Source organism: Streptomyces sp. NPDC024698 (assembly GCF_055559015.1).
In genome coordinates this window covers 477,179-503,307 of sequence record NZ_JBVHLK010000003.1, presented here as the reverse complement: position 1 = coordinate 503,307, position 26,129 = coordinate 477,179, and the positions used below count along the sequence as shown (strand labels likewise).

At 71.0% G+C, this 26,129-nt stretch carries 21 protein-coding genes; 5 read left to right on the top strand and 16 right to left on the bottom strand.

The window, feature by feature from the left end:
• Position 1 precedes the first annotated feature (1 nt).
• The 5 genes from ACZ4AA_RS10085 to ACZ4AA_RS10065 all read right to left on the bottom strand — a co-directional run bounded on the left by ACZ4AA_RS10085 (position 2) and on the right by ACZ4AA_RS10065 (position 5,285).
• A complete protein-coding gene (locus ACZ4AA_RS10085; protein WP_467598433.1) occupies positions 2-655 on the bottom strand; it encodes a DUF6084 family protein in 654 nt (217 codons plus the stop codon).
• Positions 652-1,350, bottom strand: a complete 699-nt coding sequence (locus ACZ4AA_RS10080) for a DUF5947 family protein (protein ID WP_467598430.1) — start codon at positions 1,348-1,350, stop codon at positions 652-654. Before ACZ4AA_RS10080 ends, ACZ4AA_RS10085 begins: the two co-directional genes overlap by 4 nt.
• Entirely contained in the window at positions 1,347-2,258 is a 912-nt protein-coding gene (locus ACZ4AA_RS10075) for a NifU family protein (protein ID WP_467598427.1), read from the bottom strand. The genes ACZ4AA_RS10080 and ACZ4AA_RS10075 overlap by 4 nt, the downstream gene beginning before the upstream one ends.
• 113 nt (positions 2,259-2,371) lie before the next feature.
• Positions 2,372-4,153 (bottom strand): nickel-dependent hydrogenase large subunit, encoded by a 1,782-nt coding sequence (locus ACZ4AA_RS10070; protein ID WP_467598424.1) that lies wholly within the window; start codon positions 4,151-4,153, stop codon positions 2,372-2,374.
• 49 nt (positions 4,154-4,202) lie between these two features.
• A complete protein-coding gene (locus ACZ4AA_RS10065) occupies positions 4,203-5,285 on the bottom strand; it encodes an NADH-quinone oxidoreductase subunit B family protein (RefSeq protein WP_339127920.1) in 1,083 nt (360 codons plus the stop codon).
• A gap of 337 nt (positions 5,286-5,622) precedes the next feature.
• On the opposite strand from ACZ4AA_RS10065, the gene ACZ4AA_RS10060 reads away from it, so the two are divergent.
• Positions 5,623-7,329 carry a subtype B tannase gene (locus tag ACZ4AA_RS10060; RefSeq protein WP_467598421.1) on the top strand — a complete coding sequence of 569 codons (1,707 nt, stop codon included), beginning with the start codon at positions 5,623-5,625 and terminating at the stop codon, positions 7,327-7,329.
• On the opposite strand, the gene ACZ4AA_RS10055 is transcribed toward ACZ4AA_RS10060, so the two are convergent.
• The gene (locus ACZ4AA_RS10055; RefSeq protein ID WP_467598418.1) at positions 7,298-9,325 is read right to left on the bottom strand and encodes an SMI1/KNR4 family protein; all 2,028 of its coding nucleotides are present in this window, start codon (positions 9,323-9,325) and stop codon (positions 7,298-7,300) included. The two genes, ACZ4AA_RS10060 and ACZ4AA_RS10055, sit on opposite strands and share 32 nt — an antisense overlap.
• A gap of 386 nt (positions 9,326-9,711) precedes the next feature.
• Here ACZ4AA_RS10055 and ACZ4AA_RS10050 point away from each other — a divergent pair, with 386 nt between their 5' ends.
• On the top strand, positions 9,712-10,944 hold the full coding sequence (locus tag ACZ4AA_RS10050) for a glycoside hydrolase family 16 protein (protein WP_467598415.1): 1,233 nt from the start codon (positions 9,712-9,714) through the stop codon (positions 10,942-10,944).
• Between the two features lie 120 nt (positions 10,945-11,064).
• Here the strand turns inward: ACZ4AA_RS10050 and ACZ4AA_RS10045 are convergent, their stop codons facing one another.
• Both ACZ4AA_RS10045 and ACZ4AA_RS10040 read right to left on the bottom strand, forming a co-directional pair.
• Positions 11,065-12,039 (bottom strand): UDP-glucuronic acid decarboxylase family protein, encoded by a 975-nt coding sequence (locus ACZ4AA_RS10045; protein WP_467598412.1) that lies wholly within the window; start codon positions 12,037-12,039, stop codon positions 11,065-11,067.
• Positions 12,040-12,056: 17 nt separating this feature from the next.
• Positions 12,057-13,376 carry a UDP-glucose dehydrogenase family protein gene (locus tag ACZ4AA_RS10040; RefSeq protein WP_467598409.1) on the bottom strand — a complete coding sequence of 440 codons (1,320 nt, stop codon included), beginning with the start codon at positions 13,374-13,376 and terminating at the stop codon, positions 12,057-12,059.
• A gap of 348 nt (positions 13,377-13,724) precedes the next feature.
• On the opposite strand from ACZ4AA_RS10040, the gene ACZ4AA_RS10035 reads away from it, so the two are divergent.
• Both ACZ4AA_RS10035 and ACZ4AA_RS10030 read left to right on the top strand, forming a co-directional pair.
• A complete protein-coding gene (locus ACZ4AA_RS10035; RefSeq protein ID WP_467598406.1) occupies positions 13,725-14,789 on the top strand; it encodes a phosphotransferase family protein in 1,065 nt (354 codons plus the stop codon).
• Positions 14,786-15,604: a glycoside hydrolase family 16 protein gene (locus tag ACZ4AA_RS10030; RefSeq protein WP_467598403.1), complete on the top strand. Its 819-nt coding sequence runs from the start codon at positions 14,786-14,788 to the stop codon at positions 15,602-15,604. The genes ACZ4AA_RS10035 and ACZ4AA_RS10030 overlap by 4 nt, the downstream gene beginning before the upstream one ends.
• A gap of 151 nt (positions 15,605-15,755) precedes the next feature.
• On the opposite strand, the gene ACZ4AA_RS10025 is transcribed toward ACZ4AA_RS10030, so the two are convergent.
• From ACZ4AA_RS10025 to ACZ4AA_RS09995, 7 genes are all read right to left on the bottom strand, one after another.
• Positions 15,756-16,571, bottom strand: coding sequence for a polysaccharide deacetylase family protein (locus ACZ4AA_RS10025; RefSeq protein WP_467598400.1), 816 nt, complete (start codon positions 16,569-16,571; stop codon positions 15,756-15,758).
• The gene (locus tag ACZ4AA_RS10020) at positions 16,568-17,575 is read right to left on the bottom strand and encodes a glycosyltransferase family 2 protein (RefSeq protein WP_467598396.1); all 1,008 of its coding nucleotides are present in this window, start codon (positions 17,573-17,575) and stop codon (positions 16,568-16,570) included. Before ACZ4AA_RS10020 ends, ACZ4AA_RS10025 begins: the two co-directional genes overlap by 4 nt.
• Complete coding sequence (locus ACZ4AA_RS10015; protein ID WP_467598393.1) at positions 17,572-18,921, bottom strand: lipopolysaccharide biosynthesis protein; 1,350 nt, start codon at positions 18,919-18,921, stop codon at positions 17,572-17,574. Before ACZ4AA_RS10015 ends, ACZ4AA_RS10020 begins: the two co-directional genes overlap by 4 nt.
• A gap of 4 nt (positions 18,922-18,925) precedes the next feature.
• A complete protein-coding gene (locus ACZ4AA_RS10010) occupies positions 18,926-20,203 on the bottom strand; it encodes a glycosyltransferase family 2 protein (RefSeq protein WP_467598390.1) in 1,278 nt (425 codons plus the stop codon).
• Complete coding sequence (locus ACZ4AA_RS10005) at positions 20,200-20,967, bottom strand: glycosyltransferase family 2 protein (RefSeq protein WP_467598387.1); 768 nt, start codon at positions 20,965-20,967, stop codon at positions 20,200-20,202. The genes ACZ4AA_RS10010 and ACZ4AA_RS10005 overlap by 4 nt, the downstream gene beginning before the upstream one ends.
• 166 nt (positions 20,968-21,133) lie before the next feature.
• Positions 21,134-21,562 (bottom strand): hypothetical protein, encoded by a 429-nt coding sequence (locus ACZ4AA_RS10000; protein WP_467598384.1) that lies wholly within the window; start codon positions 21,560-21,562, stop codon positions 21,134-21,136.
• A gap of 7 nt (positions 21,563-21,569) precedes the next feature.
• Positions 21,570-23,597: a glycosyltransferase gene (locus ACZ4AA_RS09995; RefSeq protein WP_467598381.1), complete on the bottom strand. Its 2,028-nt coding sequence runs from the start codon at positions 23,595-23,597 to the stop codon at positions 21,570-21,572.
• Positions 23,598-24,067: 470 nt separating this feature from the next.
• Here ACZ4AA_RS09995 and ACZ4AA_RS09990 point away from each other — a divergent pair, with 470 nt between their 5' ends.
• Positions 24,068-24,868 carry an alkaline phosphatase family protein gene (locus ACZ4AA_RS09990; RefSeq protein WP_467598378.1) on the top strand — a complete coding sequence of 267 codons (801 nt, stop codon included), beginning with the start codon at positions 24,068-24,070 and terminating at the stop codon, positions 24,866-24,868.
• Between the two features lie 57 nt (positions 24,869-24,925).
• On the opposite strand, the gene ACZ4AA_RS09985 is transcribed toward ACZ4AA_RS09990, so the two are convergent.
• Complete coding sequence (locus ACZ4AA_RS09985; protein ID WP_467598375.1) at positions 24,926-26,008, bottom strand: GNAT family N-acetyltransferase; 1,083 nt, start codon at positions 26,006-26,008, stop codon at positions 24,926-24,928.
• Positions 26,009-26,129 lie beyond the last annotated feature (121 nt).

Sequence of the window (26,129 nt, the reverse complement as noted above, 5' to 3'; positions counted from 1 at the left end):
CTCAGTCGGCCCCCTTCGCTTCGGCCTTCGCCTCGGCGGTGGCGAGGAGTTCGTCGAAGACCCGCTCCCAGGACGGCAGGGCGCGCGCGGAACGGTAGCGGCGCAGCGCGTCGAGCACGTCAAGACGTACCCGCAGCCAGCCCGAGTTGGGGAAGTACTGCTCGATCATGTTCCGCCACACGTCCACCGGCATCCGGTACGTCGTCTCCTTGTGCCAGGGCACCGGCTCGGCGCGGAAGCCGTCGCGGCCGGTGAACACCGTGCCGGAGAACAGCAGGAGCAGCGGCACCTCGCCCCGCGTCAGCGCCCGGAAGTACGAGGCGGACGCGACCTCGGTGTCGTAGGTGCAGGGGACCGGGAGATCGACCTCGGTGGAACCGGTGAACCCCGGGACCGTGATGGAGGTGTGCGCGAACTGCAACGGCTTGAGCGTGCTGTTCCAGCGGCTCGGCTCACCGAACAGGTCGCCCAGCATGCCGACCTCCTCCGGCTCGTACGAGCGTCCGGCCGGCTCGATCCGGATCTGGCAGCGGAGTGCGAGGGCGTGCACCGGCTGGTGGTCCGCCTCCTCGATGCGCAGCCCGAACAGCAGCGTGGGGCCGGCTCCGTACGGCTCGGGCCGCACGCCGGTGCAGGTGAACTGGAGATCGCTCACGGGGCGCCCCCGGACCGTGGGGCGGGGTCCTGGCCCTCCTGGCTCCTCGGTTCCGCCGACGGGACGGTGGGTCCGGGGGACGGGGTGGTCAGGGGCCGGGCCGCGGCGGTGATCCGCTCCAGGAACTCCGCGATGTCCGCGCGGGCCTCGGCGCCGCCGTCGAAGCCCTTCCAGTGCAGCCGCATCCGGCCGACCAGTTCGTAGCAGACGTCGACCGGGACGAGCGTGCACGTCACCGAGCCGGCCCGTCCGCGGTGCAGCAGCAGTGCCTCCACGTCGGGTTCCAGCAGCTCCGCCAGCCGGCTGCGGCCGAGCACCGCGTCCCAGGTCGCCGGGTCGAGCTCGCTCTCGGTGGCGCCCGCGGGGCTCGGATAGAAGGCCGCGAGCCGGCCGAGCTCGGAGTTGCGGAAGAAGAAGGCGAGCGCGACCGGGATCTGGAGCCGGTTCCAGTCCGCCTCGTCCAGCGCGAATCCGGGATCGGTGAGATAGCGGGCCGGGACCGCCCGGAAGCGGCCCTGACCCGCGCCCGGCCGGGTGAAGAGCAGATGGCAGGGCGGGCAGGAGCACTTGAGTGACCGGCGGGAGGTGTCGACCAGATGCCGGTGCTCGGCGGGCAGCGGCTCCCCGCACAGGTCGCAGCGTTCGCCCTCGGGCGGCGGCCTGCGGGTGAACTGCCTGAGGATGTCGGTGGTCACGGTCCTGCCCCCAGCAGCTCGCCGGGCAGCGCCACCCGCACCGATCCGTCTTCCTCCAGCAGCGGTACGGGATCCAGATGGCCCTGGTCGCCCCGGCCGGCCCGGCGCACGTCGAACGCGGCGCCGCAGTCCGCGCACCGCAGCAGTTCGCCGTCGAGGACCGCGGGGGCCAGGCCCGCCGCGCACAGGGGGCAGTGGGCGCGGTAGGCGTACAACTGTCCCGGCAGACGCACCAGCAGCAGCGCGCGGCCGGCGACCTCGGTGACCCCGGTGGTGCCGTCGCCCACCGGCAGTGCGTGCGGGCCCAGTTCGTACCAGCGGGCCGTCTCGCCCGGTTCCGCGGACGGCGCCGCCTGGCCGGGGGCGTCGTCCGGCCGGTGCGGCAGGATCTGGAGCAGCGCGGGCTGCGGGTCCTCGGCGGTCATGCCCTCGACCTCGATGTGGGCGACCTCGGGGGCTATCCGGGCGACGGCCTCCTCGATGGTCCAGCGCACGGTCTGGGTGGAGGAGGGACAGCCGTCGCAGCTGCCGCGCAGTCTCAGACGCAGCGTCGGACCGCCGTCCGCGTCGAGGTCGAGCCCGGCCACCTCGACGTCGCCCGCGTGCGAGCCGAGGTAGGGGCGGACCTTGTCGAGGGCGCGGCCCACCCGGGTCGCGGTGTCCTCGGGGTGCAGATCGTGCAGGATCAGCAGGTCACCGACGAGTTCGTCGGCGGTGAGGACGGCGAGGGGGTCCGCGCCGTCGGGCGCGGAGCGCAGCAGGCGTACGGCCCGGGCCAGGCCTTCGCCGTAGAACTCCATGAGGCAGCGCACCAGTTCGTCCGCGATGTCGCGCGCCTCCGGTCCCGCCCGCTGCGCCAGCTCGTCGAGCAGCGCGCCTATCCGCTCGCCCGTCTCCTGTCCGGCCATCGGCAAGCCCCTCTCCTGAGGCTCCTGGGGAAGGTCGTACCGCGATGAACGTCGTGTCGACATGAACGTCGTGTCGGACGGCGGATCGCGATGAACGTCGGATCCCGGGAAGGTCAGACCGCCAGTCCGCTCAGCCCTGTGGGCAGGTGCGTCTGCTCCACGGTCCGCCCGCCGCCGACGTACATGTGCACACCGCACGGCAGACACGGGTCGAAGCTGCGGACGGCCCGCATGATGTCGATGCCCTTGAAGTTCTCGGGCGGGTTCTCCTCGAAGATGGGCGTGTTCTGCACCGCGTCCTCGTACGGGCCCGGTGTGCCGTAGCTGTCGCGCACACTGCCGTTCCACGGGGTCGGCGGGTACGGGTGGTAGTTGGCGATCTTGCCGTCCCTGATCACCATGTGGTGGGAGAGCACACCCCGGACCGCCTCGGTGAAGCCGCAGCCGATCGACTCGTCCGGCACGTCGAACTTCTCCCAGGTCTGGGTGCGTCCGGCGCGTACCTCCTCCATCGCCTGTTCGGCGAAGTACAGGGCCGCCGCGGCCGCGTACGCCTGGAAGTAGGTGCGGGCCCGGTTGCGTTCGAGGGCGTTGCTCCACTGCGGGATCGTCCACTCCAGCGCCATCTCCGGCTTGGTCATCGTGCGCGGCAGATTGATCTGCACGCTGTGCCCGGTGGCCTTGATGTAGCCGATGTCGACGAGCCCGGACAGGGCCGTGGACCACAGCCGGGCGATCGGGCCGCCGCCGGTGTCGAGCGCCAGATGGTCGGTGCCGTCGAACCAGCGCGGCGACATGACCCAGCTGTACTTGTCGTCGAAGTCCCGCTTCTGCGGGGCCGGGATGGTGTGCTGGTTCCAGGGGTGCCGTTCGTCGACCGGGTTGCCCAGCGGGTCCCGTTCGACGAACTTCTCCATGCCGGACCAGTCCTCGTAGTACGAGCTGCCGAGCAGGATGCGGATGCCGAGGTTGATGTCGACGAGGCTGTTGGTGACCAGCTTGCCGTCCACGACGACCCCCGGGGTGACGAACATCCGCCGGCCCCAGTTCTCCATGTTGGCGTACTGGAAGTCGCAGTACTCCGGGTCGTTCAGCGCGCCCCAGCAGCCCAGCAGCACCCGGCGCCTGCCCACCTCCTCGTACCCGGGCAGGGCCTCGTAGAAGAAGTCGAAGAGGTCGTCGTGCAGCGGGACGACCCGCTTCATGAACTCCACGTAGCGGGTGAGCCGGGTCAGGTAGTCGGTGAAGAGCTGGATGGTCGCGACCGTGCCGACACCGCCCGGGTAGAGCGTGGAGGGGTGCACATGGCGGCCCTCCATCAGGCAGAACATCTCCCGGGTGTAGCGGCTGACCTGGAGCGCCTCACGGTAGAACTCGCCCTCCAGCGGGTTGAGCGAGCGCATGATGTCGGCGATCGTGCGGTAGCCGTGGTCGGCCGCGTGCGGGGCCTCGGTGCGCTCGGCGAGTTCGAGCACGCCGGGATTGGTCTCGCGGACCATCCGCTCGCAGTAGTCCACGCCGACCAGGTTCTCCTGGAAGATGTTGTGGTCGAACATGTACTCCGCGGCCTCGCCGAGGTTGATGATCCACTCGCCGAGGTGCGGGGGCGCCACCCCGTACGCCATGTTCTGGGCGTACACGGAGCAGGTGGCGTGGTTGTCGCCGCAGATGCCGCAGATCCTGCTGGTGATGAAGTGCGCGTCACGCGGGTCCTTGCCGCGCATGAACACGCTGTACCCGCGGAAGACGGACGAGGTGCTGTAGCACTCCGCGACCCGCTTCGCCTTGAAGTCGATCTTGGTGTGGATGCCGAGACTGCCGACGATGCGGGTGATCGGGTCCCACGACATCTCCGTGAGGCCGTCACCGGCCGGCTTGTTCGTCGCCGTCGCCATGGTGCCGCGCCACCTTCCTGTCGAGTGTCTGCTCAGCGGGCGACCGTGGTCACCACGGGGCCTTGTAGCCGGTCGTGAGCTCCTCGCTCCGGCCGCGCCACTTCGGTTCCTTGTCGACGGTCTTCGCGGTGATGTTCCGCAGCCGCCGGATGACGGATCCGTAGATGCCGCTCGCCGTCGCGGACACATGGCCGCCCGGCGGCTCGTCCATGAACGGCATGAACTTGTCGGGGAAGCCGGGCATGGTGCAGGCGATGCAGATCCCGCCGACGTTCGGGCAGCCGCCCACGCCGTTGATCCAGCCGCGCTTGGGCACGTTGCACTTCACCACCGGGCCCCAGCAGCCGAGTTTGACCAGGCACTCGGGAGATCCGTACTCCTTCGCGAACTGCCCCTGCTCGTAGTAGCCGGCGCGGTCGCAGCCCTCGTGGACCGTCGCGCCGAACAGCCAGGTCGGGCGCAGTTCCTCGTCCAGCGGGATCATCGGTGCCGCGCCCGCCGCCTGGTAGAGCAGGTAGAGCAGTGTCTCGGAGGCGTTGTCCGGATGCACGGGGCAGCCCGGGATGCAGACGATCGGAATGCCCGCCTTGGACTTCCACTCCCAGCCCAGGTAGTCCGGCACGCCCATCGCGCCGGTCGGGTTCCCGGCCATCGCGTGGATTCCGCCGTACGTCGCGCAGGTGCCGATGGCGACCACCGCGAGCGCCTTGGGGGTGAGCCGGTCCAGCCACTCGCTGGTGGTGATCGGCTGGCCGGTCTCGGGGTCGTCCCCGAAGCCGCACCAGTAGCCCTCGGGCTTGACGCGCTCGTTGGGGATGGATCCCTCGACGACCAGCACGAAGGGTTCCAGTTCGCCCCGGTCCGCCTTGAAGAACCATTCGACGAAATTGTCGGCGCCCTCCACGGGCCCGCACTCGAAGTCGATCAGGGGCCAGTGCACCGCCACCTTGGGCAGTCCCGGCAGGGCGCCGAGCGCCAGTTCCTCGATGCTCGGCTGGGTCGCGGCGGTGAGCGAGACCGAATCCCCGTCACAGCTCAGCCCCGCGTTGATCCAGAGAATGTGGACGGTCGGGTCCTCCTGCGCGTCGTCCTGCGCGGCCGGGCCCGCCGTCGTCTCGGTCGGGGCGTTCATGAGCCCTCCTGGAATCAGCTCATTCTGGTCATACCTGTCCAAACAGCCTCTCCCATGGTTACCGCCCGGGAACGCCACCGGTAAGTGCGAAGCGGCCCTATCGGTGCCCCGCACCCTCGCCCCGCGTGATGGCGCGAAATGTTCGCAAAATTGCTGGGTATTTTGTTAACAATCTTGTAGCGTGCGTGACGCCTTGGGCCCGAGGCGTCAGTGGATCCCCCGACACGCAACAAGAGGAGACCTCATGCAGTCGCTCTCGGAATCCTCCGGTCGAGCAGCCTCCGTCCGTCCGGCGGGTGCGGCGAAAGGGCGCGGCCGCGGGTCTCGCGCCCGGGGCATGGCGATAGCGGGCTCACTCGCCCTGACGGCGTTCGCCGTGCCCTCGTCCGCGATCGCGGACCCGGGGCGGGCCCCCTCCCGCGTCCACGCCGAGGACCCGCAGGACGCGGCCCTGGCCTTCGACGCGGACACCTACACCACGCTCACCGTCACGGTCGACGGCCGGCCCCTCACGGTGCGCGCCTACACCGAACTCTGCTACGTCGCCGCCCCGGTCGCCGCGGCCGCCCAGCAGTCCGGCATCTTCGGTTCCACCACCATCGCCAACACACGCTGCGGCTACGAGAGCATGAACGTCTTCGTGCCCGAGAGCGCCGTCGCCGACCAGCGCGCCCCGATCTACTTCGCGGTGAACAACGCGGGCTGGATGGCCAGTTACCTCAGAGCGAGTGTCACCGACGGCGCCTCCTACAACAGCGCCACCAGCAACGTCGGCGCGGCCCTGAAGGCCGGCTCGGTCTTCGTGGACGTGGCCAACCGCAGTCGCGGGCTGATCGGCGCCGACGGTTCCTCGCCGGGCAAGGCCCCGGCCGCGGTGGTCGACGCCAAGGCCGCGGTCCGCTACCTCCGCCTCAACGACGCCTCCATGCCCGGCAGCGCCGAGCGGATCGTCGTCAACGGCACCAGCGGCGGCGGGGCGCTGTCCGCGATCCTGGGCGCCTCGGGCAACAGCCCCGCGTACGACTCCTACCTCGCGGCGATCGGCGCGGCGGGCATCGACGCCAAGGGCCGCAGCACCCTGCGCGACGACGTGTTCGCGGTGAACGCCTACTGCCCGATCACCGACCTCGGCAACGCCGACGCGGCCTACGAGTGGCTCTACAACGTCCTCGGCACCCGCGACGCGACCGGCTCGAACGCCACACCCGAGGACGCGGCCGAGATCGCGGCCGGCTTCCCGGCGTACCAGCGGAGCCTCAAGCTCCGTAACCCCGACGGTTCCCGGCTCACCGCCGACGACATGCTCGACACGATCAGGAAGGAGGTGATCCGCTCCGCGGAGACCTATATGAAGGGCGATCCGGCCAACACCGTCCCCGCGCTCGGGGCCACCTTCGACATCACGTCCGGCGGGCCCGGCGGTACCACCACCAAGTCGTACGTGAACGACTGGATCGACGCCGACAACGCGACGGACACGGTGCGGTCGGTCGACATGGCGAAGTACCTGAAGTTCGTGGCCACCCAGGCCACGCTGAAGACGACGCCCGCCTTCGACGCCGTGGGCGTGCACGGGAACACCACCAGCGGGACCGAGACCAACCTCTTCGGCCCGTACACCCAGAAGTACATGAACTACACCGAGTGGAGCTGGAACCACAACGACGTCGCCGGTGACGGCAGCGGCCCGGACGACACCGGTCTGACCTGGGGCCAGTACATCGCCCGCGGGAGCACGACCCTCGACGACCAGATCCACCTGATCGACCCGATGGACTTCATCGGTACGAAGGCCGACACCGCGCCCAACTGGTATGTCCGCAACGGCACACGGGACCGGGACACCTCGTTCATCGTCTCGGTCGATCTGGACCGCGCGCTGGAGGCGGACCAGCAGGTCAGGAACGTCGACTACCGGCTCGCCTGGAACCAGCCGCACGCCGGCAACTACGACGTGCCGGAGGCCATGGCCTGGATCGCCGAGGTGGTGAAGAAGGCCGGCGACCCGCTCATCACCCGTCACCACCGTTCCGCAGGACACTAGCGTCCGTCCAGATCGTCATGTACCCTTCTCCCTCCCCGGGCGGTCTCGTCCAGGAGCGGGTGGTGAGCGTGTGCAGCCGCCCGCTCACGATCGCGTGACGCGGCAGCCGGGCGCCGAACTCCGCGGCCAGCGCCTCCAGCAGCGGCCGTTCGGCCCCGGCGCCGTCGTCGCCGTCACCGAAGAACCGGTCCGGGTCCAGTGCCTCCGGTATCTCCCCGCTCCGCCGGACCTCTCCGTCCGCGAACGTGAACGCGTACTCCTCGGCGCCCTCCCGCGCCACCGACAGATGGAAGAACGGCTTGCCGTGCCGTGCCCTCAGGCCGCACCACACCACCACCGCGCGGGTTCCGGCGCCGGCATCCGGGGCCGGGGAGACGAACCGCCGCCCGTCGAACGGGGCGGGGTCGCCGTCGAAGGCGAAGCTCCAGCGGCCGCCGGCCCGGCCGACCGTCATGAGCGCCCTGTCGTCGTACGAGGAGAACTCCCGTCTGCCGAGGAGTGATCCGCGGCGCGCCTCCCAGGCGGTCAGGGGCGCGCTCAACTCGGCCTCGGCCCCGGCCTGGTTGGGGTACTCGGCCTGGTTCGTGCCCCCGGTTCCGGACTCGGCCCGGTTCGTGTCCCGGCCGTCGTTCCCGGTCGCGTCCTCGCCGTCGTTCCCCTTCTCGTGCGCGAGGCGTCCGGGCAGTTCGCGCGGCTCCACGCCCTCCACCAGGACGAAGCGGTACGACGTGCGGTCGCCACCCCGGTCCGGCTCCGCGAGCCACGCAAGCCCCGGCGGGTCGAGGTCCGGTGTCACGTCCGGCGCGGCACCGGCCTGTCCTGCTCTCGGCGTGGACAGCAGTTCCCGGCCCCGTTCCGGGGTAAGCAGCGGTCCGAGCAAGGGGTCGCCCACCCATCCGAGCGGTGCCAGGTGGTCAGGGCCCAGTGGCTCCCACAGGGGCACGGCGTTCCTCAGCGTCCGCCACGCCTCGTCGCCGTCGCCCCAGCGCGCCAGTTCACGCGCCCGCTCGACCGCCTCCCCGAACGGACCGGCAGGCGCGTACCGGTAGGTGCCGTCTCTCACCTGGCCCAGCGTGGCGTGGGCGAGTGACACCAGGGCCTCGTCGGCGCCCCGCAGGTGGAACCTCAGCGTGGAGTCGTCGCGCGGGTGCGCCGCGTGTTCGGCCACCAGCAGCGGCAGCAGCTCGCCGGCGTACCGCGGATCCGCCACCAGGTCCTCGAAATAGACCATGTGGGACTGACCGAGCAGACGCCGTATCTGGTCACCCAGCCCGGTGGCCGACGGCCTGCCGTACTCCCGCGCCTCGTCCAGCACCGCCAGGGCCCGCTCCCAGCCGCCGCACAGCGCTTCCAGCCGGGCCTTTTCCACCCGGGCGTCGAGTGCCCGGGTCGTGTCGTTGACGAACTCCGGCGCCCCTTCGCCGTCGTGCGACCGCAGCCGGTGGAACTCCCGGTGCATCTCCCGCATGAACTCACGGAAGTTGGCGTGCCGTTCGGGCGGTGCGGCCCGCCAGCTCGCCCAGGTGTACACGGCCCACTCGCCGTCCTCGTCCACGTCCTCGGGATCCATGAGCACGTACGTGGCGTCGGACGTCACGTCGAGCTGGAGTCCGCGTCGCCAGATGTCCACCTCGCGCCGCTCCTCAGGACCGGCGTCCTCCTCCAGATACTCCTCGAACGAGGCCCCGAGGCCCGATGCGTCCTCGTGCCAGCTCGCGTCCCGCGTCCCCGCCAGTAGCCACACGAATCCACCGGCGTGCCGCCACCCGTCGCTGACGGAGAGGAACTCGCGGTACGACGACGGCATCCGGCGGCCCAGGCGCTCCTCCATGGCCGCGATCCGTTCCTCGGGCGCGGGCGGTAAGCCCAGCCACCGCGCCTGCCGGGCACCTTGTTCGTCCTCGCCGAGCACCTCGTCCTCGGGTAGTGAGTCCGCCCACTCCTCGCTCCACCGGAGCAGGAAGGACCGCCAGTCGATGGCCATGGATTCGCTCATGAACACGATGCTGCCACCCGCCACTGACAACGGCCGTGGTGAGGCCGCGGTGCCCTCAAGGGGCTCACCCGGTGTCAGATATCGCCCATACCGTGCCATTAGGTGGATATGACCGAATTGCCCCCAGGGTGTCGGACGTCACTGGGCCGGGCTCGACGCGGCCAACTCGGCTGCGGGGCAAGAAGTTCCAGGAGGCGCGGGCGCGCTTTCGCGCCGACGGGGCACTTGCGGAACGAGTTCGCCTCGCGCAGAGTCCATCACCGTTCAGTCCGTCATTTGCTCTCTTGTTCCGCAAATGGCCCAGCTGTCGCATGGGGGCGAAAGGTCACGCGTACATGCCAATGAATTGCACAACGGACAACCGGAAACACCGCCGTCCTCGCGCCATGCGGACGAAACTGGGTGCGCTCGCGGCCGCCACCGCCGCGCTCGCCGGGGGCGTGCTCACGCAAACGGATCAGGCCGAGGCCGCCACGCCCGGCGTGGTGGTCGACTCCCTGTCCGTGGTGTCGGCCCCGAACGGACAGTCCAAGGCCACCGCCACCGTCCACGGCGTCAAGACGATCAAGCTCCAGGCGCTGACCGTCGCCGTTCGGTCCGCCGACGGCGCCAACCGCGACTTTCCCGGAGCCGTCGCGACGACACTGGGAACCCGGTCCACCACCTTCACGTCGGGCTCCCGCGCCTTCCCCGCCGGTACCTATACGTATTACGTCGCTTACAAGTCCCACGACCAGTGGCACAGTCTCTCTCCGGTGAAGTCCTTCACCACCGGTGCCGGCACCGGCACCGCGGCACCCGCGCCGACGGCCTCGGCTCCCTCGGGCACGGCCACGCCGACCGCGTCCACGCCGGCGCCGTCCACACCGGCACCGACGGCGACGCCCAGCTCGACCGCACCGTCTACTTCCGCGCCGTCCTCGACCGGCGCCGCGCCCGTCGGTATCCCCGGCACGTGGCACTCGGTGTTCGCCGACGAGTTCAACGGCGGCGCCCTTGACGCCTCCAAGTGGAACGCGAACTGGTTCGGCTGTCCCACGTGCGTCACCAAGCCGCCGAACTCCGCCGAGGGGTCCGCCTATTCGCCGTCGCAGGTCACGGTCGGTGACGGATCGCTCCATCTCAAGCTCGCCCAGCAGCCGACCACCGTCGGCGGCAAGACGTATCCCTACGTCTCCGGCCTGGTGACCAGCAACGGCAAGGCCCAGTTCACCTACGGCGCCTTCGAGGCCCGCATCTACACCCCGTCGTCCGGTTCGCAGATGGCCAACTGGCCCTCTTTCTGGGCCGACGGACAGAACTGGCCGACGGACGGCGAGCTGGACGTCTTGGAAGGCCTGGGCGGCTCCGCCTGCTACCACTTCCACTCTCCGGCGGGCGGCCCGGGAGGCTGTGCCTCCGGCACCTACTCCGGTGGCTGGCACACGTTCGGCGCCGACTGGAAGCAGGGCTCCGTCACGTACTACTACGACGGAAAGCAGGTCGGTCAGATCACCTCGGGGATCACGTCCGCCCCGATGTACCTGATCCTCAACAACGCCGTCAACCCGAGTCACAGCGGGACCAATGTGGCCCCCGCCGACATGCAGGTCGACTACGTGAGGGTCTGGCAGCACTGACCCCACGCACCTGCCGGGGCGCCGGCCGCATCGAGCGGCCGGCGCCCTCCGGGCTGTCGGCCCCCGGGCGGCCGGCACCCGTGTGACGGCGCGGTGCTCGAGGCGCGCCGTCCCGCGTGTCTACGGTCCGGCCGCGACGGCCTGTTCCGGCGCCCGCCCGGAAGCCTCGGCCTCCGCCACGAACCAGTCGACCGTCTGCCGAAGCCCCTGCTCCAGGGGCACCCGAGGCTGCCAGCCGAGCGCCTCCCGGGCCCGGGTGATGACCGGGCGCCGGCGGAGAGGATCGTCGACGGGCAGCGGAAGGCGGCGCAGCCCTGCGCCGGATCCGGTGATCGCCGTCACCAGTTCCGCCAGTTCCCGCACCGTGTGCTCCTCCGGATTGCCCAGATTGATCGGGCCAGGCTCGGCGGAGTCGAGCATGGCCACCAGGCCCTGGACCAGGTCGTCGACGTAGCAGAAGCTGCGCGTCTGGGTGCCGTCGCCGAAGATCGTCAGCGGCTCGTCCCTCAGGGCCTGCCTGATGAAGCTGGAGATCACCCGGCCGTCGTACGGACGCATGCGGGGGCCGTAGGTGTTGAAGATCCGGACGATCCCGGCATCGACCCCGCTGCTGCGCCGGTACGCCATGGAAAGCGCCTCCGCGAAACGCTTGGCCTCGTCGTAGACGCTGCGAGGGCCGATCGGATTGACGTTCCCCCAGTAGGCCTCGTCCTGCGGATGCACCGCGGGATCCCCGTAGACCTCGCTGGTGGACGCCAGGACGAAGCGGGCCTTCTGGGCCTCGGCCAGCCGCAGCATGTTCTCCGTTCCCCGGCTGCCGACCGCCAGCGTCTCCAGCGGATGGCGGTGGTAGTCGGCCGGGGAGGCGGGAGACGCGAGGTGGGCGACGGCGTCGACCGTACGGGGGAAGCGGAACCGCTCCGTGACGTCGCACGGGACGAAGTGGAAGCCCGGCAGGTTCAGCAGGCGGGCGATGTTGGCCTTCCGGCCCGAGGAGAAGTTGTCCAGGCAGTAGACGGTGTCACCTCTGCGGAGCAGTTCCTCGCACAGATGGGACCCCAGGAAGCCGCTGCCACCGGACACCACCACACGCATGAGACTCGTCCTTCCGCTCAGCCGAGCCGCGGACGGCCCGGGGCGCTCAGCCGCCAGCCCGCCGCCCGCCAGGTCCCGGCGTCGAGGGTGTTGCGGGCGTCGACCAGGGCCGGGCTGCGCACCACCGTGGCGAGGGCGGCGGGGTCGAGCTCCTGATACTGGGGCCACTCGGTGAGGTGCAGGACGACATCGGCCTGCTCGCACGCCTTGGTCACGTCCAGGGCGTATTGAAGTTCGGGGTACACGGCCCGGGCGTTGTCGATCGCCTCCGGGTCGTGCACGCGGACCCGGGCTCCGCGCAGGCGCACCGTCTCCGCGACCGCGAGTGCCGGGGAGTCCCGTACGTCGTCGCTGCCCGGCTTGAAGGCGGCCCCCAGGACCGCCACGTCACGGTTCTCGAAGCTCCCGCCGACGCAGCTCTCGGCGAGGTCGACGGTGCGCCGGCGCTGGCGTGTGTTGATCTCGTCGACCTGGCGGAGGAACGCGACCGACTCGCCTCGGCCGATCTCCTCCGCCCGCGCGGCGAAGGCCCGGATGTCCTTGGGCAGACAGCTGCCGCCGAAGCCGAGGCCGGGGGCCAGGAAGGAGGGGCCGATACGGGAGTCGCCGCCCATCGCCGCTGCGAGCGTGAGCACGTCGGCGCCCATGACGTCACAGATCTCGGCCATGGCGTTGATGAAGGAGATCTTGGTGGCCAGGAAGGAGTTCGAGGCGACCTTGACGAGTTCGGCGGTGACGGTGTCGGTGGCGATGAACGGCGCGCCGGCCGCCGTCAGGGGGGCGTAGACGGCGCGCAGCCGCTCCTCGGCCCACGCGGACCGTACGCCCGCCACGATGCGCTCCGGCCGCAGGGTGTCCTGGACCGCGGATCCCTCGCGCAGGAACTCGGGGTTCCAGGCGATCTCGGCGCCGGTGGCGCTCAGGCGTGCGGCCAGCCGGTCCGCCGTACCGACGGGCACGGTGGACTTGCCGACGACCAGGGCCTTGTCGTGGCCGGCGGCGCCCAGACCCGCCGCCAGCGCGTCCACCACGGCCTCGACATGGCGCAGGTCGGCGGCGCCCGAGTCGGGCCGCTGCGGGGTGCCGACGCAGATGAAGTGCGTGTCGGCGAACCGGGCGGCCTCGTCCAGCGACGTGGTGAAGCGCAGGGTGCCCGCGTTCACCGTCCGCTGGAGCATTCCCGACAGGCCGGGCTCATGGAACGGGGGGTGCCCGGCGGCGAGCGCCGCGACCCGCTCCTCGTCGACGTCGACGCCGAGCACCTCATGGCCTGTCTCCGCCATGCAGGCGGCGTGGACCGCTCCGACGTACCCGGTGCCGATGACTGTGAGGCGCATGTCTCTCTCCGAGGGGATCCGTCCGTATATTTACGACGTATACGTACATGGTCGCCCCAGGATGGGCTGAGGTCAACGCGCGACGGAGAGAAGTCCGCGGACCCGACGGTGTCCGGCCGTGCGTGTCGGCCCGGACTGCCGTGGTGCGGGGGACAGTTGCCGGTTCCGGCGAGGAGTGCGGGTGCGTCGGTGCCCGGCGGGGGAGTGCCCGCCCCTCTCCGGGAAGCTTCCCCGGGAAGGAACTAACATGGACGAAGTTCGTAGATCCACTCAAACGTTTCGGATCGCCCGCCCTCCTTGTCGCAGGCAAGCAGGGGTCGTGCCGCTGACAGCCCGGCAAGGTCAGGTATGAAGACACCCGCCAAGATGTCCTCGCTCTCCGGTCTGCTGCCCCTCTACTTCCCGCGCGCCCTGGCCGGTCTGGACGACCGTCTGCGGGCTCACTGGCTCGTACGCGGCGCCGGTCCCAGGGACATCACCGTGGTCCGGCGCCCCTCCCTGCCCAAGGCGGGCCTGCTGGTGTTCGCGCTGCGGCACGGCGCCGACAGCCTGGTGATCAAGCACCCCAGGGACGAGGCCGGCGCGGCCGTCACGGCGCGGGAGCGGGAGGTCCTGCTGGAACTCGCCGACGACACCCGGCTCGCCCCCTGGCGTGCCCTCCTGCCCCGGGTCGTCGGCTCGCCCGGCCCCGAAGGCACCCTGGCCCAGGCCGCGCTCACGGGTGTCCCGGCCGAGCGGCTGCTCCTGGACACCTTCCGGGACCCGTACGCCGCCATGGCCCCGGCGCTGCGGCTGCTGGCGGATCTGCGGGCCGCCACGGGGCGTCCCCGCAAGGCGGCCGACCGGGCCCCCGCCTGGTGCGAGGAGCAGCTGACGATCCTGTTCGCCGGGATGCCCGGTTACCGCTCCGGCCGCAGAGCGGCCGAGTTCGAGGCCCTGCGCCACCGGCTGGACGCGGCCCTGACCGGTGCGGTGCTCACGGAGGGCTGGACCCACGGCGACTACCACCCGGGCAACGTGCTGCTCGGACCGGCCCCGCTCCGGGTGACCGGTGTCTTCGACTGGAGCAGCGGCCGCGCCGACGGTCCGAGCGAGATCGACGCCTACTCCTTCGTCCTGGCTCTGCGCAGCACGCTCACCGGCCGCCCGATGGGTGGCCTGGTCGCCGAGACACTGCGCGCCGGCCGGGTGCCGGACGCCGACCGCGCCCTGCTCGCCCTGGCCGGTCTCGACCCGGACGACGGTGTCGTCGATCCGGTGGCGATTCCCCTGCTGAGCTGGCTGTGGCACGTGGTGAACAACGTCCGCAAGTCCCCGAGGTTCGGCCGCAGTCACGGGTGGCTGACGCACACGGTCGCGCCCGTGCTCGGCGAGTGCGCCCGGTGGGCGGCCGGGGACCGCGCCCGCCCATGACATCGCGGGGCGCGGTGCTCGGTGTGCTCATGCTGCTCCTGCTGGCATGCGGTGCCTGCGGTCCCACGTCCGGAACGGCGACGCCCCGGCCCGTGGCACCCGGCCACTGGCGGCTGGTCATGCACGACGAGTTCGACGGTTCACGCCTCGACACGAAACGCTGGGCCACGTGCTACGACTGGAACAAGCGCGGCTGCACCATCAGCACCAACCATGAGCTGGAGTGGTACCAGCCGGGTCAGGCCGTCGTGGGCGGAGGGAAGCTGCACCTCGACGCCCGGCGCCGGGCCGTCCGCGGCAGCGACGGGAAGATCTACCCCTGGGTGTCCGGCATGATCTCCACCGGCCGGGACGACTGGTACGCCAAGCCGCGGAAGACCTTCACCTACGGCTACTTCGAGGCCGCGGTCCGCATCCCGGCGCAGGGCGGGATGACTCCGGAGTTCTGGATGATGCCCGCGAGCCGCTACACCCCGCCCGAGGTCGACATCATGGAGTTCCTCGGCACCACGCGCACGCTGTCGATGTTCGTGCACTGGAAGAACGCCGAGGGCGCCGAGAGGAAGGCGCGGGGGACCTTCACCGCGAGCGGCTTTCCCGACGGCTACCACCTGTTCGGGCTGCTCTGGGAGAAGGACCGACTCGTGTGGTACGTCGACGGGATCGAACGGTTCCGGGTGACCGAGCCCGAGCGCATTCCCCACGTGCCGATGGAAGTCATCCTGAACCTGGCCGTCGGTCTCCCCTACGCCCCGCCGCCGGGCACCGACTCGGCACGCATGCTCGTGGACTGGGTCCGGGTCTGGCAGCATTGACGGTCCGTCAGCGGACGTCCGTCAGCGGCCCGTCAGTGAACTCCGCTTCCGGGGTGGCGATTTGCGGCCCCTCGGTGAACTCGGCTTCCGGGGTGGCGATTTGCAGCCCGTCAGTGGACCCGCGTCCATGGCGTCCGGTCGACCGCGCGTGTCAGGCGGGCAGCGCCCGGTAGGGCAGCCCGACCACCGCTCTCGCCCGGCGGTAGGCCCGCCAGCCCCTGGTCCGTGCCCCTTCGGCGAACGGGGCGACGGGTGCCCCCTCGCCACCGGTCCAGAGCGCGAAGCGGTCCCGGCCGGTGTCGGCCCGCACCATGAGCCGGGCGAACCGCAGCGGATCGTCCGTCCCCGAACTGAAGGCCGAGTCCGCCCGGATGGCGGCGGCCGACGTCCAGCCGGCCTCCCGCACCAGCGTGCGCACGGTGCGGCTGGAATAGCCGTGCGGGTAGGCGAAGGCGTCTGCGCGGTGCCCGAGCGTGTCCTCGATGTCCCGCTTGCACGCGCCCACCTCCTCCCGCACCGACGCCCGGGGCAGCGTGTCCAGCTGAGGATGTGTCACGGAGTGCCCGCCGATCTCGACGCCGGCCGCGTCCAGTTCCCTGACCTGGGCCCGGTCGAGCGTGGCCACGGACGGGAAGGGCCCGCCGCCCGACGGCCGGCCGGAGGCGCTCAGGGCGCCCGTGGTCACGTACAGGGTCGAGGGAAGTCCCCGGGCGGCGAGCAGGGGAGCCACCGTGGCGGCGAAGTCCGCGTAGCCGTCGTCGAAGGTGAGCACCGCCGACCGCGGTGGCACCGGAGGACCCCCGAGCAGGGCGGCGACCAGCCGGCGCAACGGGACGACCCGCAGTCCGCTGTCGGCGATCAGGTCGAGGTGCTCCGCGAACGTCCGCGGACTCACGGTGTAGGGGGCCAGCCACGAGGGCGAGTCGTCCGACACCGCGTGATACAGGAAGACGGGGACGACGCTCATGACCCGGCTACCACGGTCGGCGTCGCCCCTCCGTGCCGACGCCGGGAGAAGAGCCGGGATCCCAACGGCCGGACCGATCCGACGACATAGCCGGACACGGTCGCGCCCACACCTCCGGACAGCGCCCCGATCGTGCGCAGCGCGCCGGGCCGGCGGATCCGGGTCACGTTGCGGGCCAGGGCCCGAGAGATGGTCGACCGCACATAGACCCGCTCGTTGGCCAGGGCCGGTCCCCGGCCGCAGCGCTGTGCAACCAGCGCCTTGGACAGCCCTTCGATGTAGCAGCGGTTGCGGAAGTAGGCCCAGCTGGTACGGGACGCGGGGACCCGGTGCCGTATCTCGGCGGCCGGCTCGTACAGCAGGACGGACCGCGGGTCGCGGGCGGCGAGCCGCAGACACAGGTCCGTCTCGTCGCAGCTCGCCAGCGGACGGCTGCCCACGCGTCCGAGGGCGTCGAGGAAACCGCCCACGATGATCAGTTCGCTTCTGCGGAAGGACATGTTGGCGCCGATGAAGTTGCGCACGGGCGCGGCGTGGCGGGGCTGTCCCCGGTAGGAGCAGCCCACCACCCAGTCGAACTCAGGGGGGAACCACACCGGTCGCCCGGTCACCCACCACGGCCGGACGAACCCGCCGACCCCCACCACGCGGGGGTCGCGGTAGGGCGCCAGCAGACGGCCCGTCCAGCCGGGTTCCGCGGTGGCGTCGTCGTCGAGGAACGCCACCACGTCGGCCCGCGACACCGAGACTCCCGTGTTGCGGCCTCCCGACAGACCGCGGCGCCTGTCGTTGGGGACCACGTGGACGCCGGAGAGTTCGCGCCGGGCGAGCTCCAGGAGTTCCTGGTTGTGGTCGACCACGAGCACGACCTCGTCGGCGGGCGGGTCCTGGGCCAGTACCGACCCGATCGCGGCCCGCAGATCGTCCCAGCGGTCCAGGGTGTAGGCACAGATGACGACCGTCAGCGTGGGGACGGTGCGTTCGGTGGACAGGGCGCTGTTCATGATGACCCTTCGGCGACGGGGACGAGCCAGCGGGACCGGGACACGATCAGGAACGCGGCGATCACGCACTGGGTGGCGAGCCAGGCGATGCCCGCGCCCGCGAGGCCGACCACGGGCAGGAGCAGATGGGTGAGCCCGAGGACCAGGACGCACATCGCGACCTGGAGCCACACCGCCCAGCGGAGCCGCCGCTGCGCGCGGGCCACGTCGATGGCCACGCTCAGCAGCAGGTTCGGCAGCGCGGACAGGGCCAGCAGCCGCAGCAGCGTGGTTCCTTCGGCGGCGTAGGAGGCGCCGAAGATCGACAGGATCTGCGGGGCCGCGACGACCAGCACGACGGTGAGGCCGCCCAGCAGCAGACCCGAGTGGCGCAGGACGCGCAGGGAGTGCTCCACGAGTCGTTCGGGCCCGCGCACGGATTCGGCGAGCAGCGACGTGCCCATGTTGCGGGCGATCAGGTAGGGCACGTAGGCGACACCCCAGGCGACCGAGTAGAAGGCGCTCTGCTCGGCACCGCAGTTGTTCAGCACGATCAGCGGGACCACGGTGTATCCGGCGACCCGGAACAGGGAGCCGAGATAGTCGGCCGCGGCGTACCCGAGCATGCGGGGCGGTGGCGGCGCGGTCGCCGTCTCCCGCTCGTGCCGGGGAACGCCCCGGCCCATGAGGACGGAGTTGGCCACGATCAGCGAGACCACGAGGGCTCCCGCCCACGACAGGAGTATCCCGGAGAAGAAGCCCAGGGCGGCACCGAGGCCGAGCAGCAGGATCTTCACCAGGGCGAAGATCAGGTTCTCGCCCACGACCCAGCCCGGCATGCGGATCGCGGTGAGCGCGCCGTCCTGGAGGACGAAGACGGCGTAGCCGGCGGTCGCCACCACGAAGCAGGTCGCGGTGACCGGTGTCAGCAGGAAGCCGAGTCTCGGTGAGATCACCGGCACCAGCGCGAGGAACGCCAGGGACACCACCACACTGAAGGACACACTTGCCGCGTAGCAGGTGAGGATCATACGGCGGCTGCGGCGGCCGGCGGTCGGCACGAACCGCACCAGGAAGTCGTTCAGGTTGAGCTGCCCTATGCCGGTGAGCAGGAGGGACGCCATGAGTGCCGAGTAGCTCAGGCCCACGGTCCGCTCGTCGTACCAGTGTGTCGCGAAGGTCCAGAAGAAGAAGCCGAGGCCGGCGTTGACCAGGGAACTGACCGCGAGGACGTGTCCCGTGCGCAGGACGGGCTCTCGCGGGAGCACGGCGGCGACACCGGCGCGCAGCATGCTCAGAGGCCGTCGTCGCACACCGGCGCCTCCCGCCGCCGAGTCGGTCACCTGACTGGTGTCCAAGCCGCTCACCCCGTCATCGGATTCCGGCGCCGGCGCCGGTGAGGCGTCCGCGGAGGTAGCCGCAGGGGCCGTAGAGCATCCCGCGCACCTCCAGGAGCGCCAGGTGCCGGGACCAGCCGGCCTCGGGATCGGCGCCGCGGACGCGGGACCGGGTCATCGCGTAGCGGATGCCGCCGGGCAGCCTTCGCAGCAGGGCGGGCAGCCGACGGGGGTTCCTCAGCAGCGCGCCCGCGAGGTAGGCGCCGAGGCCGGCGCCGTAGCCGAAGGCCTGCGCGGCCACGGCGTCCATCGTGCGGCGATGGCAGTGCCAGACGATGGCGCCCGGCTGGTAGGCGAGGGTGTGGCCGGCTGTCAGGGTCTCGAAGAAGGCGAGCAGGTCGTCGCCGCCCCGGCCGGGGGTCCCGGCACCGGTCGCCGTGTCGAAGCCGCCCAGGGCGCGGAGCACGGTGGTACGGAAGGCCATGTTGGCGCCGGAGCCGAAGCGTCCGGCGGTGAAGGGGAACAGCGGCTCGGCGGGCGGCGGATCGGACAGTGACCAGGTGCGCGGCACGTACCCTTTCGCGAAACCGCCCTGGCGTTCCAGGGCGGTCTGGGCCTGGGTCTCCAGTTCCGCGGGCACGATCAGTCCGGTGACACAGCCGATCCGCGGGTCGCGCGCGAAGGTTTCGGCCAGAGCCGAGAGCCATCCGGGGTCGACGAGCGTGTCGTCGTCCGTGAAGGCGACGATCGCTCCGCGTGCCCGGCCGAGACCCAGGTTGTGCGCGCGGGCCAGCCCGGCGACGGGCTCGCGGACGTAGTGGACCCGTCCGGTGAACTCCGCGCGGACCAGGACTTCGGTCGTGCGGTCCGCCGGGGCGTTGTCGACGACGATGATCTCGAACTCGGGGTAGGCCGAGCGCAGCAGTGAGCGCAGGCAGTGCCGCAGTTTCTCCGGCCGGTCACGCGTGGCCACGACCACGCTGATGACGGGGGTCCGCCGGGGCGCGTGCCGGCGGACCGTGTCGTCCGAGGGTCCGGTCCGGTGGGCGCGGTGGTGGGCGAGCTGCCCGGCGAGTTCCAGGCGGGCGGTGTCGGCGAGCGCCCGCCACAGGCCCTCGGGTCCTGAGGCGTTCCCGGCGCTCACCATGCCCAGGGGGCGGCCGTGCAGTCGTACGAGCGCCCGTGCCTGTCCTTGGGGCCGGGCGGGCCCCCGGTCGCCCGGCAGCCGGAACTCCCCCGGACGGGCCAGGTCGATGTCGACCACCGCCAGCGGGGGCCGGACCCGAGGGGAACCGGCCGGGGCGTGGCTCACGACGCGCTCCGCTCGGGCCGGTCCGCGGAGGACCGGGCACCCGGCCGTTCGGAGAGCAGGGTGCGCAGCACCCGGCGCCCGTCGGATATGGCGTGGAGGTTCGAGCAGCCGCTGCGCCGGGGGAGTTCCAGGCTGGGGACCTCGGCGATGCGCAGACCGGAGCGCAGAGCGTGCACGATCATCTCGGCCTCGATCTCGAAACCGACGGCGTGCAGGTCGAGTTGGTCGAGGAAGCTGCGCCGGAAGGCGCAGAAGCCGTAGCAGAGGTCGGTCAGGCTCGCGTCGTAGAGCCGGTTGGCGGCGAGCAGGAGTACGTGGTTGCCCAGCTTGCGGAACCGGGTGATGTCGAGCGAGCCGCCGCCGGCGACGAACCGCGAGCCCTTGACGAAGTCGTAGCCGTGTTCGAGGAAGTGCACGAAGTGCGGGATCTCCGCCGGCGACATGCTGCCGTCGGCGTCCATCATCACCACGTAGTCCCCCTTGGCCGCGAGGAAGCCGGTGCGCAGCGCGTTGCCCTTGCCGGGGCCGTTCTGCCGCACGTTGCGCACGGTCGGCAGGCAGTGCTGTGCCATGGGGACCGTGGCGTCGGTGGAGTCGCCGTCGACGAGGATGACCTCGTCCACGCACGCCGGGATCTGCTCGAAGACCCACGCGATGTTGCGGGCCTCGTTGAGGGCCGGGACGACCAGGCTGACGGTGGACTGCGTGGACTGTGTTCCGGTCTCCCGCTCGTCACTGAGGATCGGGTCCTTGTACATGATCATGCATCTCCGAGTGCGCCCATACGGCATATGTTTACGACGTATATCTACACCTTCACCCGATTTGCGGCCGACGTCAAGCGAGGGGATCCGAGCGGCTGTGTCATCGGGATTCCGGGAGCTCGGAGCGGCTGTGTCACTCGGTCGCCGGAGGCTCGGACCGGCTGTGTCAATCGTCGGCCGGGGGCTCGGAGCGGCCCGTGTCGGCCCTCCGCGAGTCCGGTTCCTGGGTGTCCGACGAGTCCCGGCGGCGGTCTCCGCGGGGCCGGGGGCACAGGGCCAGGGCCGAGGTGAGGGCGGCGAGGACGAGCAGCGCCCGGGTGACGGTGAACACGCCGCCGAGGAACAGCGGCTCCACGACGAGCACGGCGATCGACAGGCTGAGCGCCAGGGTCAGGACACCCGTCTCCAGGATCGCGGTGCGGTCGGAGAGGCGCGCGGCCCCCGACCGTACCCACCGTGACGCCGCCAGCCCGGGACAGGCGAGCAGGAACGCCGTCGTCACCGCGACACGCACGAACGAGGCGTCCGGCAGGAAGGTGACCACGAGCAGGGTCACCCAGCCGGACAGCGCGAGTCCCCAGCGCAGGGAGGTCATGGCCCGCTCAGCTCTTCGCGCCCTGATACCGGTAGACCACGGCGTCCTTGCTGCGGTAGACGGGGATGAAGCCCGGGGTCTTCGCCAGGGCCGAGTCCAGGCGCTGCACGGTGCCGCCGGGCAGGATCCCTCGCTCGTAGAGGTCGGCGGCCTGGGCCCGGCTCAGGATGATGTAGGCGGGCTGCTGCGGACTGGCCCGCTGGATGAACCCTTCCAGGCCCTTCACCGGGTCCTTGACCAGACGCTCCCGGTCCTGGAGGTCCTGCTCGTCCATCTGCACCTGGGGATTCTCGTCGTAGCGCAGGTACAGGCCGGGCACCGCCGAAGTCAGGGAGACGATCGTGGACCCGGGTGGCGCGGTGGCGGCGACGAAGCGGCCTGCCGCGACCTCCTCCCGCGTGAAGTAGTTCGCCGATTCCTTGCCGTAGTAGCCGAACATGAGTCCCCCGAGCAGGGCCAGCAGCAGAGGATAGGCGGCCAGTGCCCGAAGGTGCGGGCGTGGGCTGGGCTGTGGAGGCGCGGTCCGCGGCGAACGGATGCCTTCCTCCGGCCGTGTGCTCCCCTCCGGCCGTGCGATCCCCTCCGGCGGTGTCCTCCGCTCCGACCGTGTGCTCCGCTCCGACCGTGTGCTCCGCTCCGACCGTGTGCTCCGCTCCGACCGTGTGCTCGGCTTCAGGAGGAGGATCGCGATCAGGAGCGAGGCCGCCGGAAGGGCGAAGAGGTACGCGCGAAAGATCATCTCTCCGCCGTAGGCGTTCGCCGCCAGCAGGGGCAGCGGAGCCACGACGAGCAGCGGCAGCGCGGTGCGCCGGACCCAGGGGTAGGTCAGGAAGGCGATGGCCGCCAGCACGAAGACCGCCGCGGACAGGCCCCGGTCCACCCAGGACACCACGACCTGGCCCGGGGCCGCGGTGCCGAGGGCGGCCAGCCCGGAGACGACGTTGGTGTCGGGTTTCAGCAGGGAGTTCATGAAGTCGCCCAGGTTCTGCGAGAGATACGGGCGGGCGACGGTGGCGTCCCAGACGACGGCCAGGACCACCGTGCCGGCCAGGACGGGCAGGACGACCCGTCGGTTGCGCCGCGGGAGCGACAGCACCACCAGCGCGCTGATCAGCATGAACGGTGTCAGAGGATGTGAGGAGATGATGACGGCCGCGATCACCATGACCGCCACGAAGCGGCCGACGGGCCATCGGGCCGTGCGGGCCTCTCCGGTGCGGCTGCCGTCCGTACGGGTGCCGCCTGTGCGGCTGCCGCCCGCGCGGTACAGCACCGAGGTGGGCAACTGGCCCATGACCAGGGCGATCACCGTGACGAAGAGCAGGAACGCGAAGGCCTGGGGCGCGAAGTAGTCCTGGCCCACCCAGGAACACGAGTAGTAGACCCAGGCCGCCCCCCAGAGCAGCCGGCGATCGCGCGTCACCGTCCGGTAGAGCAGCAGCAGCGGACCGAGCAGCACCGCGTTGAAGACGGGCGGGGTCCACGTCGCGTAGCCGAGCGCCGAATGCAGGCCCGTGGCTTGCACGAAGAACGCGTTGAGGTCGAAGAAGCCGGGCCACTGGTTGTAGATGGCGAGCTTGTCCGCGTGGGGCACGTCGCCGTGGTGGCGGATCACCGCGTCGACGACCGCGACGTGTTTCCACGCCCAGCTGTAGCGAAGTGTCGGATAGAGCAGCGTGGGGGTCGCGTGGATGACCGCGATCAGCCCCAGGACGTATCCCGCGAACCATCCACTGCCGGTGCGCCGGTCGGTCAGGGCCAGACAGAAGCCGAGGGCGAGCAGGCCGAGGGCGACCCAGTAGAGCACCGGCAGCACCTGGAGCAGACCGTAGTCGCGCATGCCGGCGAGATCCACGTGGCGCAGGGACAACAGCCAGAGCGTGAGGGCCGCGGGAAGGACCAGGCGTGTCGCCCACGTGAGTGCCGTGGCCGGGCCGGAGGGGCACCGGTCGGCGGCGGTGGTGCCGGGCCGCCGGGCCATGGCGTTGGTGAACGACGCCACGCGCCCGCCCGTCAGCGTCTGGAGCTTGCCCATGAACAGGTCTCCCGGGGGACCGGCGCTCCGGCGGCGGCCTTCCTGACGCGCGACGCCGACTCCTCGCGGCGACCGGCCGTCCTCCCACCTCGGCCGACGGAGGCGTTGACTCGACGCATGGGGCACCTTCCGGATCCGGCCCGTCGGTCTCCCGCCCCGGCGTGACGGTCATCGTCGGTACGGCCTTCGGCGCGTCCGCTCGTCGGTCCGCGTCAGCGCCGGATGTCGACCAGTAAGAGGTATCAATACCGATTGTGACGATATTTCCGATTGCTGCAAGTGGCAGCTCACAGCGGCCACCCGCGCCGGGCGCCGGAACGATGCCCGGACGGGCAAGCGAAGCGGTGCCCGGACAGAGAGCGGTGAAGCGACAGGTGAGAGGCGTACGACAGGGTGCGGGGCGCCGTCCCCGGAGAGGGCTCCTCGCCCCGGGACGCCGTGCGCGGAGGGCGCTCCTCGCGTCGGCGGCCGTGCTGGCGGCGCTCTTCTCGGCCACGGGCTGTGACGGCTCGACGGCTCGGAACGGGCTTCCCCGGCCGGACCACATCGTCGTGGTCATCGAGGAGGACCAGTCGTACGACGCCGTCATCGGCAACACGGATGCCCCGTACCTCAACCAACTGGCCCGGCGGGGCGCGTCGCTCACCCAGTACTACGCCCTCACCCACCCCAGTCAGCCCAACTACCTGGCGCTCTTCTCGGGCTCCTTCCTGGGGGTCGACAACGATTCCTGCCCGCACGCGCTCACGTCCCGCAATCTCGGTTCCCAGCTCCTCCAGGCCCATCTGACCTTCGTGGGCTACGCGCAGAGCCTGCCGCGCGTCGGATTCACCGGCTGCGCCGACGGTGCCTACGTACGCCGGCACAACCCCTGGGTGAACTTCGACAACCTTCCCCCGTCCGCGAACCGCCCGTGGACCGACTTCCCCCGCGACTTCACTCGGCTGCCGACGATCGCGTTCGTCGTCCCCGACCTCGAACACGACATGCACGACGGGAATGTGCGGCAGGCGGACGACTGGCTGCGCGACAGCCTCGGCGGTTATGCGGACTGGGCGATGACCCACAACAGCCTGCTGGTCGTCACCTGGGACGAGGACGATTCCAGGGGGCCCAACCACGTCCCCACCATCCTGATGGGTGAGCACGTCCGGCGAGGCGACGACGACCAGCCGAACAACCAGTTCGGACTGCTGCGCATGATGCTGGACGCGTACGGTCTCAAGGCCCTCCACCACAGCGACGACGTGGAACCCGTCAACGTGGGATGACGAGCGGACCGAAGCGCTCTCGCGGTGTCCTGTGGTCCGACGCGCTCTCAGAGATCCTCAGGGATCCTGAAAGCCGATCAGGCGTTTGACGGCCGTCCGCAGCCGGCGGTCGGCCGCCGAGACGGGAAGGCGTTCCCGGAGCAGCCGCGGGGAGGGGAAACTCTCCGCCCCGAACCCCGCCTTGAACTCGGCGAGAGAGGACCCCGGTGCGGACTCTCCCATGTCGAACGTCCGGCAGGCGGCCTCGCAGGCGTCCTCGATCGCCAGCCGGTACAGGAGCGGGACGGCGCGCACCGGATGGGCCAGTTCCCGGTCCATGGCGCTGCGCCACATCTTGGCGTGACCACCGTGGCGCAGGACGATGCACGCCCCGGCGGGCTCACCGGCGCGCCAGGCCATCCAGATCGCGCACCCCTCACCGAACCGTGAGGCCACCTCTTCCAGCCGCCCCACGGGGAACTCCCGCGTTCTGCGCCGGCGGGCCAACGCCAGCGGCTCGTGCTGCTGTTCGGCCCAGCGCACGATCGACTTCCGGTACAGGTCGTAGAAGGCGGGAACGAGCCGGCCGGTACGGTCCACCTCGGTCTCGACGTCCGAACGCTCGGCCCGGCGGACCTCCCGTCGCATACGGCGTCCGAAGCGCCGCTCCCATACGGTGCCGAAGCCGCCGTCGAGGTTCACCATCTGGGTCATGTGGGGCTGGACGTCGAATCCGGTCGCCGCGTTGGCCCAGAGGGCCTGGTCGGCGGGCCGCAGCCGCACGGCGACCCGGAGCGCGCGCAGCCGCGCGAGGTCGGCGAAGACCGCGCGTGCCTCCGCCGGACTCACACCCTGCGGGCACACCGGCCCCCCGATGCCCCACTGGGCGGGCCAGGACTCCTCCGCGCCCAGGATTCGGGGCAGGTGCCTTCTTCCCACGAGGGGGAGCACGAGCCGCCGGCCCGTCTCGAACACGTAGAGGCGGCTCGCGTCGCGGTACGGCCCGGTGGCGCACAGGCAGTCCAGCCACAGCGGAGTCTGGCTGGGGTTGGTGTCCTGGTCCTTGCCCGCCAGCTCCCACCAGACGTCACGTGGAGCCGGTGTGGTGACCTGCGCGAGACCGGCCGGAGTGCCGATGAGGAGATGAGCAGGTGCGTTCACGGGCCTCTCCCGCCGGGCGCGGGCCCCGCGAGGACGACGCTCGCGGACCGAGGACCCACGTGCCCACGTCCGATGCTAGGCGGGGCACCCGGGCCGGGCATCTCGGTGAGGGCGGGTGCCA